The organism is Mesorhizobium sp. WSM4820 (assembly GCF_055811075.1).
The window spans coordinates 41,328-56,387 of sequence record NZ_JBVVQN010000023.1; the positions used below are offsets into that span (position 1 = coordinate 41,328).

A 15,060-nucleotide genomic window follows, 5' to 3' on the forward strand; every position below is an offset into this window, starting at 1 on the left:
CTCGCCCTGCTTCGGGCAACACGAACCTTCCCACTGCGTTGCCGAGAAAAATGGTCAGCACACGGCACTCCGACACAAAGTGGTCGACGCGAAGAATAAGCGTCACGCCGACAGCTGGGGCGGTCGGAACGACAAAGAGCGCCGCGGCCAACGTGAGGAGGCCCGCACCGGTAATGCGAGTTGTTCCCTTCGAAGAGAGCAAGGCGACGAACAGCAGCAGGATCCGACCGCCGATCGACATTTCCGTGTTCGTCGCCTGGGCGAGGAAGAGGGGGACCAGCGTCAGGTGGATATTGGTGCCGTGCAGATTGAATGAATATGCGGCCGGGATGCCGAGGCCCACGACCGAACGCCTGGCGCTCGCCCCTTCGACGGGCGCGGCCCTCATCAGAATGCCGACCAGCTTGAACACCGGCGCGAGGAGCGCCTGAAGCAAAGAAAGCACAGGCTTGCCCGTGTCGCCGACCATCGCCAGAGCGATGCCGAACAGCACCGAGAAGAACAGGACCTGCATGATGTCGCCTTCGGCGAAGGCACCAACGATTGACGGCATCAGCAAGCCGGTCACGAACTGCTCGTGGATCTTCGCCGCATAGCCCTTCACGGCCTGAGCATCGAGCGAGGCTGGATCGATGTTGAGGCCGGCACCTGGCTGAACGACATTTGCGACAATGAGACCGACAATCAATGCGAGGCTCGAGAAGGTGAGGAAATAGATCATTGCCTTGCCGGCGACCCGGCCGACCTTCTTGAGATCGTTCATGCCGCCGATGCCGGTTGCAATTGTCAGGAAGATGACAGGCGCGATGATGATCTTCACGAGCTTGATGAAAGCATCGCCGAGCGGCTTCAGAGCCTCTCCGCTCCCCGGATAGAAAAAGCCAACAGCGACGCCGAGGGCGACGGCGGCAAGCACCTGAACGTAAAGCCGCGCAATATGGGGCTTACGAGGCCCGGCGTTCGCGCTGTGGACTTGTGGAGCTAACACCGTTTCTCTCCCTGCCGGATCGGGGCGGGCTCTTCCTCGCTTCAAGGCCTCTCACTGGCGGCGCTCCGATCGAACGCTGCTGCCATCTCGGGCGCAAGCGCCGTGCCAAGCAGCGGCGGCGCGATAACGCGCAGAGGCAACCTGTTTGCCTTGGTGGCTGCGATCGGGATCTAGATGGTCGACATCTGGCTATGGCTATGTCCAAGCCATCGCCCAGTCGGCTGAGCTTGTCGGATATCAAACACCGCCGTCGACAGGGGATCGCTACCGCGATCCGTATAGTCTGGCGCTCCACAGATGGAGTAATCGACCGGCCGGGTTACGGCATGGGCCCTGAGCTGCCTCTTCGCGCGCGATCGTCGTTCTGGCCGCACCGCCCGCGAGCCACAATAAGTTTGTCCCGCCTCTTACAATAATTCATCAAGGCGTCTACCTCGGCAATCACCAGATCGGGCGTGATGTCGAACTTGCAGCGGACTTTGACCGGACAGCGCCGCACTTTGTCCAGACCACATCCGCGACATTCAATAACGCTCATAAGCATGCTGACCAGGGGACCACGGAAACCCCAAATTTCCGGTAGATGTGACGCGGTGAAAATGCCGACAGTAGGGCGGCCAAGCTGGGCAGCGACATGCCCAGTGCCTGAATTGTTCGACACCACGAGCGCGGCCGAATTCATGAGATGATTGAATTCCAATTCTGACAAGTCGACAGCCGTTCGAATCTCCGCGGCTCCACGGTCGCGAGCTGTCATCGCGACCTCCTCAAGCGCTTCCCGGCTTTCGCCACGGCCGACGAGAACCACCTCACCGCGGGTAGAAAGAGCAGCGACAAGTTTGCCAAAGTTTTCGATCGGCCAATCGCGAAGGCTGGAATTCGAAAACGGAGCCACGACGATCGGGGACTTGCCTTCTGCCGAACTCTGTCGGCGGCCCGCTTCACTTTCTGCGTCGAAACAGGCCGCTGCCTTTGCGACCAGAAACAGGAGGATTTCCGACACATGCTGGAGACGTACCTGCTTACGGTCAACGAACCAATCAAGCCATGTGCGAGGGAATTTGTCGGCGATCCCTATTTTTTGAGCCAGCTTGTAGAAGATGGTTCTGCGCAATTTCAGATCGAATGGCGCTATCGCAATATCGATCTGATGCATTCCGTAAGGATCAACTATCGCCGCACGATGCCTGGCGGGGATTTCGAGCAAAATGGGCCTTGTCTCATCCGGGACACGCATATCAATGGCGAGATCAAACTCGCCGGTCAGCAGCGGCCGTATGTCGGCCGCTTTCTTGCGGGTATCGACCTTCGGGTTGCGAGGAAAGAAGTCAAAAGCAACGTAATCGTCGGCGAGGTCGAACTGTTTTGCAGTGTCGATGTTCCAGCTTCCGACCACCAGCGTAATGTGGGCATCGGCAAAGCGCTGACGCAGGTCCATCAGGGGCGCTAGAGACATCCAAAAGTCCCCGACACGATCAAGCTTAAGCGCCAAAATTCTCATCTTGGCGCTTGGCTGTTCCGACTCTTCCCAACTGCGGTATATAATTTGATTGGCGTCGCGCTTTGTAAAGTATCCCATTGCCATTCCGAGGTTATACGTACAACATTGCTAGCCAAGTTATGTGTGTGTAGGTTGGATTCTTCCAATCTGATCCGCGTTAACAAATTAACGCGGCAAGCGACTCTGAAACGACTGGTGATTTGCGGTGTTCGCGTCTGCGAACCGAAAGAGGAGTTCCGGCGTCAGCCCCGGTCAGTCCGGAAGCTTTGCCGACCAGCGACGGCAACGACGAGCGGAAAGATGGGCTGTCGAATTTCTTTGCGGGAAGAGGCAGGTGCGGACTGGCCTGAATGAGTTAGGCCTGGGTGACGCCGGTCGTTCAACGGTTCTGAGAGGGGAAGACTCCGCTAAGAAATCGAGGTCGGACAATTCGAAATCGTCGGCCTGCTGCAACTCATTCCCAGGACAATTTCCAGCGCACGTCTGAGGTCATGCAAAGATTTTTCCCCTTTCGGGCCCCTTTTCACGCGACAGAGGCAGCGGATGGTCGATGCGTGCCGGTGCTGACGTCAATGCGAGATTCCGGAAGGTTGAGAAAATCGTTTGTTTCGATGAAGCCCATCCACGCCATGGATAGATGGCTGCCAAAGTTTGCGGCCACAATACAGCGGAGCGGTAGCCTAGCCGCTCCGGTGCGCGCTCACTTTCGAAGCGCCCAGCACCATCTCGGCATCGAGCACCTCCGGAAGTACCCGGCAGCGCCGCCAAATGGCGGCCAACCCGTCGAACCGAAAATCCGCGGGCGCATTCCCGCACAGGCGCGACTAGACGCCTCTCCTGTTTCCCCAGAGTATAACGTGCAACTGCGGCAACACGCGTGCTTCGAACCACCTGTCGTGTGTCACCTTTTCCACAAGCCACTCCATGCGTTTTATTATTCCGTCCAGGTCGACAGGTGCGTCTTCATTGCCAGGGCGCGGTGGCGTGTGGTTGCCGGGTTGCAGATAGACCGGAAGGCGCGGAAATCGCGCGGCGGCGTCTTTGGCATAGGCGTAGTCACTCTCGTCGAAAACAACGAGCTTGAGCACGATTTGCGGCTTCTGCTGCGCCGCTTCTATGCACGCCTCGAATGCAGCCCAATCGGTCCTCATTTCGCTTGACGGCGGCTTTGGGCTGAGAACCAGCACATCAAGATCCGCAAACCAGTCGCTGACCACCGAACCCTGGGTTTCCAGCGCAAAACGGTAACCTTCACCATGGCCTCGCTCGATCAGCGCACCGAAGGGCTGAATGGCCGGATTGCCGCCTGACAGCGACACCATCACTGGCCGGCCACCGGAAAGCCCAACGACGCTTTGCCACACCGCATCGATTGGCATCATCTCCCATTCGTGGCGGAATTGGCTGTCCACCGCATGGAGGCTGTCGCACCAGGAGCACCGGTAGTCACACCCGCCGGTTCTGATGAAGACTGTAGGCAACCCGATGAGCACTCCCTCGCCCTGGATCGTGGGCCCAAATATCTCGCTCACACGGATTGCGGGACGCGTGTCCGTCACGGCCGGTATTCCGCCCAGGTTTTCGGGGTTTCGCTCACCCGCACGGCCGCGGTTTCCGGCAGACGTGCCTTGCACCATTCATAGAAATGTCTGGCCAAGTATTCCGCCGTGACTTGCTCATGTCCCAGCACCTCGTTGAGGTGCCGATGGTCTAGGCTCTCGTCGATATAGCGTTTGAGCGGCGCCAGATCGTGATAGTCACGCACGAAGCCGTGCGCGTCCAGGTCCTTCGCCGAAAGTTCCACTTCGACGATGTAGTTATGCCCGTGCAGGCGTGCGCACTGATGATCCGGCGGCAAAGAGGTGAGCTGGTGCGAGGCCGAGAAGTGGAATTCCTTGGTGATGCGGAACATCAGGCGCTCCTCCTCCGCAGCGCCTCGAGCCAGAAGACAGGGTCTTCGTAGTCGGTAGGATCAGCGTGCCCCGCGAGATGAAACGCCTCGCGCCGCTCCACGCAGGTCCCGCACCGTCCGCAGTGACGCTCGCCGCCCTTGTAACACGACCAGGTCTCCGCAAATGGCGTTCCGCATCTTGCTCCATCCCGGACGATGTCGCCCTTCGTGAGGTTGACGTAAGGCGTGTAAAGGCGAATCTCTGCGTAGCCTTCCAGCGCGCGGTCTTGCATCATCTGGAAAGCTTCGATGAAGGCCGGACGGCAATCTGGATAGATGAAATGGTCCCCACCATGGACGGCCATCGCCACCGCTTCGGCCTTGTGCGCGGTGGCGAGACCGAAGGCAATTGCCAACATGATGGCGTTCCGGTTCGGCACTACCGTGATCTTCATCGTGTCTTCGGCGTAGTGGCCGTCCGGCACGTCGAAATTATCGGTGAGCGCTGAGCCGGAAAGGCCGCGGCCGATTTCGGGGATGTTGATGATCTGGTGCATAGTGTTCAGTCGCTCCGCGCAGAGAGCGGCGAAGCCCAATTCTTTCCTGTGCCGTTGGCCGTAATCGAAAGACAGGAGGCCGGCGAGCTCGTGCTCCGCTGCCACGCTGTGAGCAAGGGAAACGGAGTCCAATCCGCCGGAGCAGATGACGAGAGTCTTCATCGTGGTATCCTTGTTTTGACCGGGTAAGGCTGCGACCGGAGATTTCTCTGCGGTCCCCCTACCCCAGCGAGTCAACTTTGTGAACCCGGTGGAGTCTGATCGCTGACGTGCCGTGGCGCAGCGGGCGTCGACAGCGGGCTCTTTCATGGATGTCCAAACCCAAGCATATGCTCAGAAGGACAGATGCGAAGCGACCTCGAGGCATTGCTGGGAAAGAAGATGACCCATCCAATCTGCGTTAGGGATGCTTGCATAGGCCACACGCGAATTGGCGAAGTAACGAGGAAGGTACGGAGTTCGTTAACGGCGGAAGTGCAGAAGCCCAAGTTCAAGGACAGTGCGCGCGCCCTGCTTCAGGATCAGTTCGATCTGGAACACGAATCCGTCGTTGCAATCACCCCTATATTGCGCGCAATAGCCTACATGGCGTTGGATGAACTGGATTTGGCGATTTTCCAGATGGCGGTCGAAAGCGTCCGCTCACTCTCCCTAAGCTTCAACCAAAAAGCCGCAGAGATAGCCACGAGGAGCCACGGTGTCCTGGTTTTCGACGTGCGGGTCGATGGTGACTCGGAGGTCCAGCGGATCGCAGCCATCCGATATCGAGCCGACCAGACGGGCGTGGTCGCGTTGGACAGACAAGGCCTTGTTACCCGCTCTTGCATGGTCAATGGCACTTTCTCACATTTCATTTCGCCATTGGAGAACTGGGCCGGCATGCCCCTGTCAATGCAGGCCAAGATCGATATCACCGTCCATGCCGGTCTCTTCCTAGGCGCCTTGCGAAATGCCGGTCATATGCTTGGCAGCTAGCATATGACCGGAATGCATCTGTGGATTTTTGGCTCCATCTGCGCGTCCGAGCTGCCGGCCACCGAGGCTCTGTGGCGCGCGGATGTGTCCGGGGAGAGCGCGACGATCTGCTGCACACGTTCGGATATACCTCACGCGCACGAGCCGCCCTCCTAAGTGACCTTCTCCTTCACGTTACAGGGATTGCGCGAAAATATTCCGCCGGTGCGCCTGCTTGGCGGTTACGCCGCGCTTCTGCAGTTAATCGAGCAGGAAAATCGCGCAATCAGTGGAGATCCACGAGAACTGGCTCGAGGCGACCCGCTACCTCAACATGGATCATCTGCGCGAGCACAAGAAGGAGAGCCTGAGAGCACTGGCCGCCTGAGACGCGGCCCGCCATGTCCGCCGCTCCGCTAAACACGGGGCTGCGCGACGGACACGCCAACGTCACCGCTAATGCCCCGCCATTTTGCAGAACTCAGCACACTACCGCTGGTGCTTTACAATCAGGTGGCAAACTGATCATGCCATTCACCGATCCTGCGGGCTTCACCCCAGCCTTGGCTCTTAGGCCTACGGCAGCGTTGATCCATGCCAGCAACACTTCTTACGTGGGAGCATGAATACGAACCCCGTTCGCCGAGCTATTGCGCGATTCACCATTCATTCACTTTATTAGCGCACGTTCAGAAGCGGACATGTTGGTGTAGCTCGTACGTGCCCAAAGCCCCGGCGCATCGACCCAGCGCCGGGGCTTTTTTGGTACCAGAAGGCACCGCTGAGAGGAGCAATCGTCCAGCGGTGCAGGCCTTGGCTGCTTGTGAACGATTCCGGAGTTGCTGCTTTTTTGCGGCGTAAAGAAATCCGGGCTTTTACAGTGTCCAAAAACTCGGGTGTCTGCGGCGGGGCGCGCCATTTGGCGTGGCAACGCTGGAACTGCGGATTGCACCTAAAAACTTCCCCAGGTCGTGCGGGGGAATCGACCGGAATAGTCGTAAGCTTCGCACTACGCCGTCCGGCCAGCATATCAACCGTACGTAGCGCACGCGGGCGGGAGCATTGGTCAGGCTGAGCATCGTTAAGCGCTACGCCGACAGGCCGAGAACCGGTTGCCATAATACAGGTCCGTTCAGACGTCCCCTCCAGCGGATGCGCTTGAGGCTAGCGTGGGAAATCTCGAGAAAACCGGCGACCGCCTCCGTGTTACCAACCGGCTTCGGCTGTCCGATGCGCGACAACGGCCACGTTGCGAGACGCAGGATCCGTTCCATGCGCGTATCGGTCACTGTCACAATCCGAGTGAGATTGTTCGCCAAGCCGAATTCGATCATGCCGGCGAAGAGCTCGTACGTTGCTTGCGCCAGTCCGCCAGACTTAGGCGCTGATGGAGGGAGATCGAGTGCGAAACGACTGCTCTCCCAAATGCGGGCACTCGCGGGCGCCGCAGTCTCACCCAGCAGCATCGGAAAGGTGTCGCGCAACATTGTCGGTCCGGTAGTCGGTAAAAGACGGACGCAACCGCAAATTCGCCAGTCGGATCCCTTGAGAAGCAGATAGACGGGGTTCAGGCTGTCAAATGCGTCTGTTTCCATCTCGCTTTCGGTCTGAACTTCCCAATCCAGCCTTTCCTTGAAGACCCGATGCCTGAGCCCGTGCATTTCATTGAGCTCGTTTGGAAACTCGCCATAGAGCTCAGGTGTTATCAGCTGCATCATCTGTCGCCTCCGTGCAGGATGTGTTCCCGCTATCGAAGAGCAAAGCCGACATTGATGCAGCCTGTAGACCTTTACAGCTTTCCAACAAAAGGCGTCAGGATCTCCACTGACGGGAAGCAGTCAGCCGTGCTATGCCCTGGTTGATCGTTCGCACGCCAAGCTTTGCCTTGGCGTTTTCCAGATGGAAGGTCACGGTGCGTTTCGAGACGCCGAGAATCTGGCTGATATCCCAGGCGGACTTACCGCGCGCCGCCCATTTCAGGGATTCGAACTCCCGCGGGGTCAGCGTTATGCCATCCACCACGCAATCTTCGGCGAGCTGGCGCCGGGCATGTATATGAAAGTTGATTGCGACCAGCTGCAATGCTTTTTCGTAGCGAGTGAGTGACCGCAAGAGAGGCGGGCGGGACTGGTCGGAAGCAAAGGTCAGCGCCGCAAACCGGCCGCGGTGGTCATGCATGGACATGGTCAATCCGCCGCGAATGCCAAAGTGAGCTGCTTTTTCCAGGATCTCTTGCTGCGAGGCCGGCAGACACTGGCGGGGTCGATCCACGCCCCAACCAAAAGTATCCCAGCCTTGCAGCCCGCGCAGGATCACCGGATCATGGCTGTGGTAGCGCAGTTGCAGATAGTGCGATGTCCAGGATGAAGGATAATTTGAAATCAATCGCGGCGTCTGGCCGGAGACCGACGGGTAACTGAAATAGGCGAAGAGCGGAAAGTCGAAGCCGGCTGCGGCGGACGCAATCGCCTCATGGAGGTCGACCGCATCGACGCTTGCAGAGAGTTGCTCTACGAAGTTTTCGAATACGCGATACATTAGCCCCTTTGCGCCACCTCCTCGAATGTTGCTCGACGCCAGACGGAAACCTGGGTTTAAATGACCCCGCATCGATGCGACGCGGACGATTTGGTCGCCATCATCGCCGGCATTACTTTGTTGCTTCCCCGTGAAGCGAACGCCGCGCACCTGGCCGCATACCAACCGGGGATGTTGAGACGTTATCGATGAGCCGTGTGTCGCCGAGCCAAGCCGCGATAAGCAAGCGTGCTGGTCGGTCAAGCCTTGCTAGCGGCTGCAGGTCTGTTTCGCCGCGAAGTTCCAGGTACTCGACCTCGCGAAAGCCTGTCGCCAGAATTGTTGCACGCGCTTCATCAAGCATGGGCAGGACAGGAGAGCCACGCGCAAGCCGCTCAGCCGTGTCGAGCAAGACCGAAGCCAGCTTTGGGGCAATGGCGCGTTCTGCTGGCGAGAGCCGGCTATTGCGCGACGATAGGGCAAGACCATCGGCTTCGCGGACTGTCGGACATGCGAGCACGGTGATCGGGAGGTCAAGGTCCCGGACCAAGCGCCTGACAAGCTGAAGCTGCTGGAAATCTTTTTCGCCAAAGAAGGCGAAGTCAGCGCCGGTCTGCAGGAAGAGCTTGGCCACGACCGTCGCCACGCCATCGAAATGGCCGGGCCGGAAGGCGCCGCACAGGCCCTCGCTGAGAGTGGACACCGAAACGGCCGTGGCGAAGCCCGCTGGGTACATCTCGTCTGCATCCGGCACATAGAGCAGATGTGCGCCTGTCGGCACGAGCTTGGCAGCATCTTCGTTTTCCGTCCGGGGATAGGCGGCAAGGTCGGCGGCACTGTTGAACTGCTTGGGATTGACGAACAGCGTCACGACTACCCGCTCGGCCTTCTGAAGCGCGGCACGCACGAGGCTCAGATGGCCTTCGTGCAAGGCTCCCATGGTCGGCACAACGGCGATACGGGTGCCTGAGCGACGCCATCCCGCGGCAACAGCGCGGAGCTCGGCAACGGTTCGAACGATCGGCACGCTCATGTGACGCCTCCGGCCTCCGTCTCGTTGGCGTAGAGATGTTCGGCCGCCGGAAAGCGCCGTTCCCTCACGTCGGCGGCGTAAGCCGCTATCGCCGCATCGGCCTGGTCGCCTAGTTCGGCGTAGCGCTTGACGAATTTCGGCCGGAAAGAGCTGAAAAGCCCGAGCATATCGTCGCTGACCAGAATCTGGCCGTCGCAGGCGAGCGAGGCACCGATGCCGATCGTGGGGACGGCGATCTCCGCAGTGATGCGCCGTGCAAGCGGCTCGGGCACTTTCTCCAGCACCACAGAGAAAGCGCCGGCCTCCGTGACCGCACCGGCGTCGCGCCTGATGCGCTCGGCATCGTCTCCCCGCCCCTGGACGCGGTAGCCGCCGAGAGTATTGACCGCCTGCGGCGTCAAGCCGACATGGGCCATGACAGGCACGCCGCGCGCGGCGAGGAAGCGGATCGTCTCGGCCATGGTCTGGCCCCCCTCGAGCTTCACCGCTGCACAACCGGTCTCCGCCATCAGGCGCGCAGCGTTGCGGAAGGCCTGCTCGGGGCTTTCTTCATAGGAACCGAATGGCAGGTCTACGACCATCAATGCTCGCACCAGACCGCGGCGCACCGCCTGGCCGTGCATGATCATCATGTCGAGAGTGACGCCCAGCGTCGACGAGAGGCCGTGCAGGACCATGCCGACGCTGTCGCCGACGAGAACGATGTCGCAGTGTCGATCGGCCAACCTGGCGATCGGCGTGGTATATGCCGTCAGGCAGACGAGTGGAGTCTGGCCTTTCCGCATCCGAACATCCGGCGGTGCAATTCCCTTTGGATCACCAGCTGCGCTCAACCCATCCCTCCTTCCCTAGCGTTACCCGCCGCAGGTGTCGCGTTTGGCACATTTTTGTGCAAGTGCGAAGAGCTAAAAATGGGCATGCAGCTGTGCGGTGTTGACGTGCGGACAGCCTCGCTTACATTAAATCGATTAAGGCTCCCGGGCACGGGTCAACCACTTTCACGAACATGGACGATCAGGCAACAGGAACCAGGAAAGACAAAGCCGGCAAGGCGGACCAAGTCAAAGTGGACCTGATCGCCGTCGTCGTGGCCGTAAATGAAAGTGACCCCTGTCTCCTAACCATCGGCGAGGCTGACACCCTGCCGTCCGGACCTTTTGCGCTTGAGCACCGGTCGCCGCAATCCGGTTTGAGGGGGTGGGTCGAGCAGCAGACCGGCCAGCCCTTGGGGTACATCGAGCAGCTTTACACCTTCGCCGATCGGGACCGAATCGGCGTCGAACGCCAGCAACGCGTCATCTCCATCAGCTATCTCGCTTTGACCAGCAAAGAACAGGCAGCGGGCTCATCCAAGTGCGGCTGGCAAAGCTGGTACGACTATTTTCCATGGGAGGACCACCGCTCCGGCACCCCGCCGGTGGTGCTGGATGTTGTGCGACCGCGCTTGATCGGTTGGGCAGACGGAGCCAGCGACGCGGCCACGCGACGCGAACGCCGGCAGCGGGCGGCGATCGCCTTTGGCTTCGACGACCGTTATTGGAACGAGGAGCTCGTGCTTCAGCGATATGAGTTACTTTATGAAGCAGGCCTGGTCCAAGAGGCCGGAAGCGGACGGGAGACGCCGCTTCCCCTGGTGCCGAGCAAACCTATGGTCGCTGATCATCGCCGTATCGTGGCAACGGGCATTGCGCGGCTGCGCTCCAAGATCAAATACCGGCCCGTTGTCTTTGAGCTTATGCGACCGACCTTTACGCTACTGCAGCTGCAGCGAACCGTGGAGGCGCTCGCCGGCAGGCTCATCCACAAGCCGAACTTTCGCCGCCTGATCGAGCAACAGGAACTGGTCGAGGAGACCGGTGAGACCACTGCGGAGACCGGTGGTCGGCCGGCGAAGCTCTACCGCTTCCGCCACGCCGTTCTCGACGAAAGGGCCATCGCCGGGACAAAATTGCCGCTGGCGCGGGGTTGACATCCCTTATACTCACGGCAAGTATATGCCGGTTATCTTCAACTAGAGTATAAGCGGGGGCATCAATGAGCGCCGTGCTGCCTACGGCCGCGTTCCTCTACGAGCGCGTCCGGCGCGTGATTCCGCCGATTGAATGGCCGTCTTTCGTGGACGATATCGAAGCCATCCTTGCGCTGAAGCGCGAGCGCAATGCCATCATCCTGGCGCACAACTATCAGACGCCCGAGATCTACCATTGCGTCGCAGACATTGTCGGCGACAGCTTGGCGCTGGCCCGCAAGGCTGTGACAGTCGAGGCGCAAGTCATCGTCCTTGCCGGCGTGCATTTCATGGCCGAGACGGCCAAGCTGCTTAATCCGGACAAGACCGTGCTTATCCCCGACCTGGGCGCTGGTTGCTCGCTGGCCGATTCGATCACGGCACAAGACGTGCGGCTGATGCGACAGAGTTATCCCGGCGTGCCCATTGTCACCTATGTCAACACCTCCGCGGCCGTGAAGGCCGAGTCCGACATCTGTTGCACCTCGGGCAACGCAAAGGCGGTGGTGGAATCGCTCGGCGCGCCGCGTGTGATCATGCTGCCCGACGAATATCTCGCCAAGAACGTCGCCGCCGAGACGAAGGTCGGGATCATCGCCTGGAAGGGTCGTTGCGAGGTGCATGAGCGCTTCACCCCGGCCGATATTCGCGAACTGCGCGCCGCACATCCGGGTGTCATCGTGCTGGCCCATCCCGAATGCCCCCCGGACGTTGTCACAGAGGCGGATTTTTCGGGTTCCACCGCGGCCATGTCGGATTATGTCGAGCGGGAAAAACCACCCCGCGTAGTGTTGATGACGGAATGTTCGATGAGCGACAATGTCGCGATCGCGAATCCCGACGTCGAGTTCGTCCGCCCCTGCAATCTCTGTCCGCACATGAAGCGCATCACGCTGGCTAACATTCGCGTCGCACTCGAGGAGAACCGGCATGAGGTTCGGATCGATCCCGGGATTGCAGGGCGCGCGCGCCGCTCGGTCGAGCGTATGCTTTCCATATGAGCCTCGACGTTCATGACATCGGCGGGGCGCCGGTCATCATCGGCGCCGGTGTGGCAGGCCTGATGACGGCGCTTCATCTGGCGCCGGAACCGGTTGTGCTTCTGTCCAATGCGGGGCTGGGAACCGGAGCCTGCAGCGAGCTCGCCCAAGGCGGTCTTGCGGCAAGCGTCGGCGGCGAGGACAGTCCCGAACTTCATCTTTGTGACACCGTCGCGGCCGGCGACGGTCTCTGCGACGTGACGACGGTGCGGCGAACGGTCCGAGCTGCACCTGAAGCGATCAGGACTCTAGAGCGCTTCGGTGTCGCATTTGACCGACGCGCTGACGGCGCGTTGCGGCTCGGGCTTGAGGCGGCGCACTCGCAGCGGCGGATCGTGCATGCGGCGGGCGATGCCACCGGTCGCGAGCTGGTCCGCGCGCTGATCGCCGCGGCACGGCGCACAACCTCGATCACTATCCTGGAAAACGTGGAGGCCCGCCGGCTTGTCGTGGAAGACGGGGCGATTATCGCCGTGGTCGCGGCCGGGTGCACGGGCGCAATCGCCTTGCCAACGCGCCGCGCGGTCCTGGCGACCGGCGGCATCGGCGGCTTGTTTAGCGATACGACAAACCCGCCTGGCTCATGTGGACAGGGGCTCGCGCTCGCCGCCTGTGCCGGGGCGGAGTTCGCCGACCTGGAATTCGTGCAGTTCCACCCGACCGCCCTCGAGGGTCCGCGGCGGCCGATGCCGCTGGTGAGCGAAGCGGTGCGCGGCGAGGGTGCTGTGCTCATCGACGAGCAAGGAGAGCGTTTCCTCGCTGAAACCCCCGGGGGCGAGCTTGCGCCTCGCGACGTGGTTGCGCGCGCGGTTTGGCACCAGCTCGCTGCCGGACGCCGTGTGTTCCTGGACGCAAGGCGATGTCTCGGCCTCAGATTTGACAAGCGCTTTCCGGCGATCGCCGATTTGTGCCGCCAGGCCGGCATCGATCCCGCGATCGACCCGATCCCGGTGCGCCCGGCGGCACATTATCACATGGGCGGTGTTGCTGTAGACGCTGCCGGCCGCAGCTCCATCGAGGGATTGTGGGCATGTGGCGAGGTCGCATGCACCGGTCTGCACGGCGCGAACCGACTCGCCAGCAACTCGCTTATCGAAGCGGCGGTCACAGCGAGCTGGGTTGCTGAAAGCGTCGCCGACGTATCACACACCCGGCGTCCGCGCGTGTGTTCCGCGTTCGTGCCTCGACGGCCAGACGCCTCCGGCATCCGCCCAATCGTCTCGGCCGCGCTCGGCATCATACGCGATAGCGAGACGCTACGCGACGGGGTGGCGACCCTGTTGCCGATCGCAGCTCACGACAGCGCTACCTCCGGCCCCGCCTTGGTCGCGCTGATGATCGCCATTGCGGCCCTGCGGCGCGAAGAGAGCCGCGGCTCGCACTGTCGTTCCGATTTCCCCGGACGCGATGCAGATGCGCGCCAGTCACGGCTGACACTGCGCAGCGCAATACAGACCGCCGTCGCACTCAGCTGGCGGGCGCCGATACGGAGCACCCTGACATGAATTCGTTCTCACCCCTTCCCTCAACCCTGATCGAGCCGATCGTGCGCGGTGCTCTTCTCGAAGACCTGGGCAGATGCGGTGATCTGACCAGCGACGCCGTGATCCCGCGTGATCGCACGGCCACCTTGGTGCTCAAGTCGCGACAGATGGGCATCGTTGCCGGTCTCGATCTGGCCGCCTTCGCCTTCATGCTCGTCGAGCCTGCGATCGACATGCACATCTGGCGAGCTGACGGCAGCGATGTCGCGGCGGGCGAGGCTATCGCCAAGTTGTGCGGACCGGCGCGAGGCCTGCTCACGGCCGAGCGCACGGCGCTCAATTTTCTGTGCCGCCTGAGCGGTATCGCCACTGCCACAGCGACGATGGTCGAGGCCGTGCGTGGCCACAAGGCGAAGATCGTGTGCACGCGAAAGACGACGCCCGGCCTGCGCGCGCTGGAGAAATATGCGGTACGCGTCGGCGGCGGCGCCAATCACCGTTTCGGGCTCGACGACGCCGTGCTGATCAAGGACAACCACATCGCGATCGCCGGCGACATTCGCACGGCAATAGAGCGGGCGCGCGCCGCCGCAGGCCACATGGTGAAGATCGAGGTCGAGGTCGAGACCCTTGAGCAGCTCGATACAGCGCTCACGCTGGGAGTCGACGCAGTGCTGCTCGACAATATGTCGGTTGAGGACCTTGCGCGCGCCGTGGCAATCGTCGGTGGCCGCGCCATCACCGAGGCTTCCGGTCGGGTGACGCCGAAAACGGCTCCGTTGATTGCTGCGACGGGGGTCGACCTCATCTCAGTCGGATGGCTGACACACAGCGCGCCCATCCTCGACATCGGCCTGGATATGCCGGCGCATCAGCGCGCGCTTGAACTGATGGAGATGGAATGAAAAGCATTCCCACCTCCGATGGAGCGCGCCGACGCAGGAACTGCTCCATGCGAGCCTGCATCTTTGTGCGGCGCACCCTTCAACTGGTTCAGGCTCATCGGGCTGATCGACGATCGTAGCGAACCCGAGGAGGGTCGACAGACTCCTGCATGTGCTGTCGGACCAGCGACAAAGCTTTTGAC

The 15,060-nt window shown here is 61.0% G+C and carries 13 protein-coding genes and 1 pseudogene; 5 read left to right on the forward strand and 9 right to left on the reverse strand.

All coding sequences use genetic code 11. The features are described from left to right. Positions 1-16: 16 nt before the first annotated feature. The 5 genes and pseudogenes from AC0L2R_RS28525 to queC form a co-directional block, all read right to left on the reverse strand. A pseudogene (locus AC0L2R_RS28525) lies at positions 17-988 on the reverse strand (cation:dicarboxylate symporter family transporter); the annotation flags it as partial. 319 nt (positions 989-1,307) lie between these two features. Next, positions 1,308-2,567 carry a glycosyltransferase family 9 protein gene (locus tag AC0L2R_RS28530; protein WP_473512874.1) on the reverse strand — a complete coding sequence of 420 codons (1,260 nt, stop codon included), beginning with the start codon at positions 2,565-2,567 and terminating at the stop codon, positions 1,308-1,310. Positions 2,568-3,313: 746 nt separating this feature from the next. After that, positions 3,314-4,048 (reverse strand): 7-carboxy-7-deazaguanine synthase QueE, encoded by a 735-nt coding sequence (gene queE / locus AC0L2R_RS28535; protein ID WP_473512876.1) that lies wholly within the window; start codon positions 4,046-4,048, stop codon positions 3,314-3,316. Next, complete coding sequence (queD, locus tag AC0L2R_RS28540) at positions 4,045-4,401, reverse strand: 6-carboxytetrahydropterin synthase QueD (RefSeq protein WP_065010611.1); 357 nt, start codon at positions 4,399-4,401, stop codon at positions 4,045-4,047. The genes queE and queD overlap by 4 nt, the downstream gene beginning before the upstream one ends. Then, positions 4,401-5,099, reverse strand: coding sequence for a 7-cyano-7-deazaguanine synthase QueC (gene queC / locus AC0L2R_RS28545; protein WP_473512877.1), 699 nt, complete (start codon positions 5,097-5,099; stop codon positions 4,401-4,403). Before queC ends, queD begins: the two co-directional genes overlap by 1 nt. A 423-nt stretch (positions 5,100-5,522) precedes the next feature. Here queC and AC0L2R_RS28550 point away from each other — a divergent pair, with 423 nt between their 5' ends. Beyond that, positions 5,523-5,912 carry a hypothetical protein gene (locus AC0L2R_RS28550; protein ID WP_473512911.1) on the forward strand — a complete coding sequence of 130 codons (390 nt, stop codon included), beginning with the start codon at positions 5,523-5,525 and terminating at the stop codon, positions 5,910-5,912. A gap of 1,067 nt (positions 5,913-6,979) precedes the next feature. Here AC0L2R_RS28550 and AC0L2R_RS28555 read toward each other — a convergent pair. The 4 genes from AC0L2R_RS28555 to panB all read right to left on the reverse strand — a co-directional run bounded on the left by AC0L2R_RS28555 (position 6,980) and on the right by panB (position 10,274). Further along, positions 6,980-7,609, reverse strand: a complete 630-nt coding sequence (locus AC0L2R_RS28555) for an acyl-homoserine-lactone synthase (RefSeq protein WP_065010610.1) — start codon at positions 7,607-7,609, stop codon at positions 6,980-6,982. 94 nt (positions 7,610-7,703) lie between these two features. Beyond that, entirely contained in the window at positions 7,704-8,429 is a 726-nt protein-coding gene (locus tag AC0L2R_RS28560; protein ID WP_473512879.1) for a LuxR family transcriptional regulator, read from the reverse strand. A gap of 112 nt (positions 8,430-8,541) precedes the next feature. Beyond that, positions 8,542-9,441, reverse strand: a complete 900-nt coding sequence (panC, locus tag AC0L2R_RS28565; RefSeq protein ID WP_473512881.1) for a pantoate--beta-alanine ligase — start codon at positions 9,439-9,441, stop codon at positions 8,542-8,544. Continuing rightward, complete coding sequence (gene panB / locus AC0L2R_RS28570) at positions 9,438-10,274, reverse strand: 3-methyl-2-oxobutanoate hydroxymethyltransferase (RefSeq protein ID WP_473512882.1); 837 nt, start codon at positions 10,272-10,274, stop codon at positions 9,438-9,440. The genes panC and panB overlap by 4 nt, the downstream gene beginning before the upstream one ends. A gap of 173 nt (positions 10,275-10,447) precedes the next feature. On the opposite strand from panB, the gene AC0L2R_RS28575 reads away from it, so the two are divergent. The 4 genes from AC0L2R_RS28575 (at position 10,448) to nadC (ending at position 14,878) form a co-directional block, all read left to right on the forward strand. Continuing rightward, on the forward strand, positions 10,448-11,410 hold the full coding sequence (locus AC0L2R_RS28575) for an NUDIX hydrolase (RefSeq protein ID WP_065010606.1): 963 nt from the start codon (positions 10,448-10,450) through the stop codon (positions 11,408-11,410). A 65-nt stretch (positions 11,411-11,475) separates the two neighbouring features. Continuing rightward, on the forward strand, positions 11,476-12,450 hold the full coding sequence (nadA, locus tag AC0L2R_RS28580; protein ID WP_473512884.1) for a quinolinate synthase NadA: 975 nt from the start codon (positions 11,476-11,478) through the stop codon (positions 12,448-12,450). Next, a complete protein-coding gene (locus tag AC0L2R_RS28585; protein ID WP_473512886.1) occupies positions 12,447-13,994 on the forward strand; it encodes an L-aspartate oxidase in 1,548 nt (515 codons plus the stop codon). The genes nadA and AC0L2R_RS28585 overlap by 4 nt, the downstream gene beginning before the upstream one ends. Beyond that, positions 13,991-14,878 carry a carboxylating nicotinate-nucleotide diphosphorylase gene (nadC, locus tag AC0L2R_RS28590; RefSeq protein WP_473512887.1) on the forward strand — a complete coding sequence of 296 codons (888 nt, stop codon included), beginning with the start codon at positions 13,991-13,993 and terminating at the stop codon, positions 14,876-14,878. The genes AC0L2R_RS28585 and nadC overlap by 4 nt, the downstream gene beginning before the upstream one ends. Positions 14,879-15,060: the final 182 nt, after the last annotated feature.

What these genes read in the sequence shown, in the direction of transcription:
- AC0L2R_RS28530 (WP_473512874.1), bottom strand. Translation starts at nt 2,567, where the DNA reads ATGGGATACTTTACAAAGCGCGACGCCAATCAAATTATATACCGCAGT.
- queD (WP_065010611.1), bottom strand. Translation starts at nt 4,401, where the DNA reads ATGTTCCGCATCACCAAGGAATTCCACTTCTCGGCCTCGCACCAGCTC.
- queC (WP_473512877.1), bottom strand. Translation starts at nt 5,099, where the DNA reads ATGAAGACTCTCGTCATCTGCTCCGGCGGATTGGACTCCGTTTCCCTT.
- AC0L2R_RS28550 (WP_473512911.1), top strand. Translation starts at nt 5,523, where the DNA reads ATGGCGTTGGATGAACTGGATTTGGCGATTTTCCAGATGGCGGTCGAA.
- AC0L2R_RS28555 (WP_065010610.1), bottom strand. Translation starts at nt 7,609, where the DNA reads ATGATGCAGCTGATAACACCTGAGCTCTATGGCGAGTTTCCAAACGAG.
- AC0L2R_RS28560 (WP_473512879.1), bottom strand. Translation starts at nt 8,429, where the DNA reads ATGTATCGCGTATTCGAAAACTTCGTAGAGCAACTCTCTGCAAGCGTC.
- panC (WP_473512881.1), bottom strand. Translation starts at nt 9,441, where the DNA reads ATGAGCGTGCCGATCGTTCGAACCGTTGCCGAGCTCCGCGCTGTTGCC.
- AC0L2R_RS28575 (WP_065010606.1), top strand. Translation starts at nt 10,448, where the DNA reads ATGGACGATCAGGCAACAGGAACCAGGAAAGACAAAGCCGGCAAGGCG.
- nadA (WP_473512884.1), top strand. Translation starts at nt 11,476, where the DNA reads ATGAGCGCCGTGCTGCCTACGGCCGCGTTCCTCTACGAGCGCGTCCGG.
- AC0L2R_RS28585 (WP_473512886.1), top strand. Translation starts at nt 12,447, where the DNA reads ATGAGCCTCGACGTTCATGACATCGGCGGGGCGCCGGTCATCATCGGC.
- nadC (WP_473512887.1), top strand. Translation starts at nt 13,991, where the DNA reads ATGAATTCGTTCTCACCCCTTCCCTCAACCCTGATCGAGCCGATCGTG.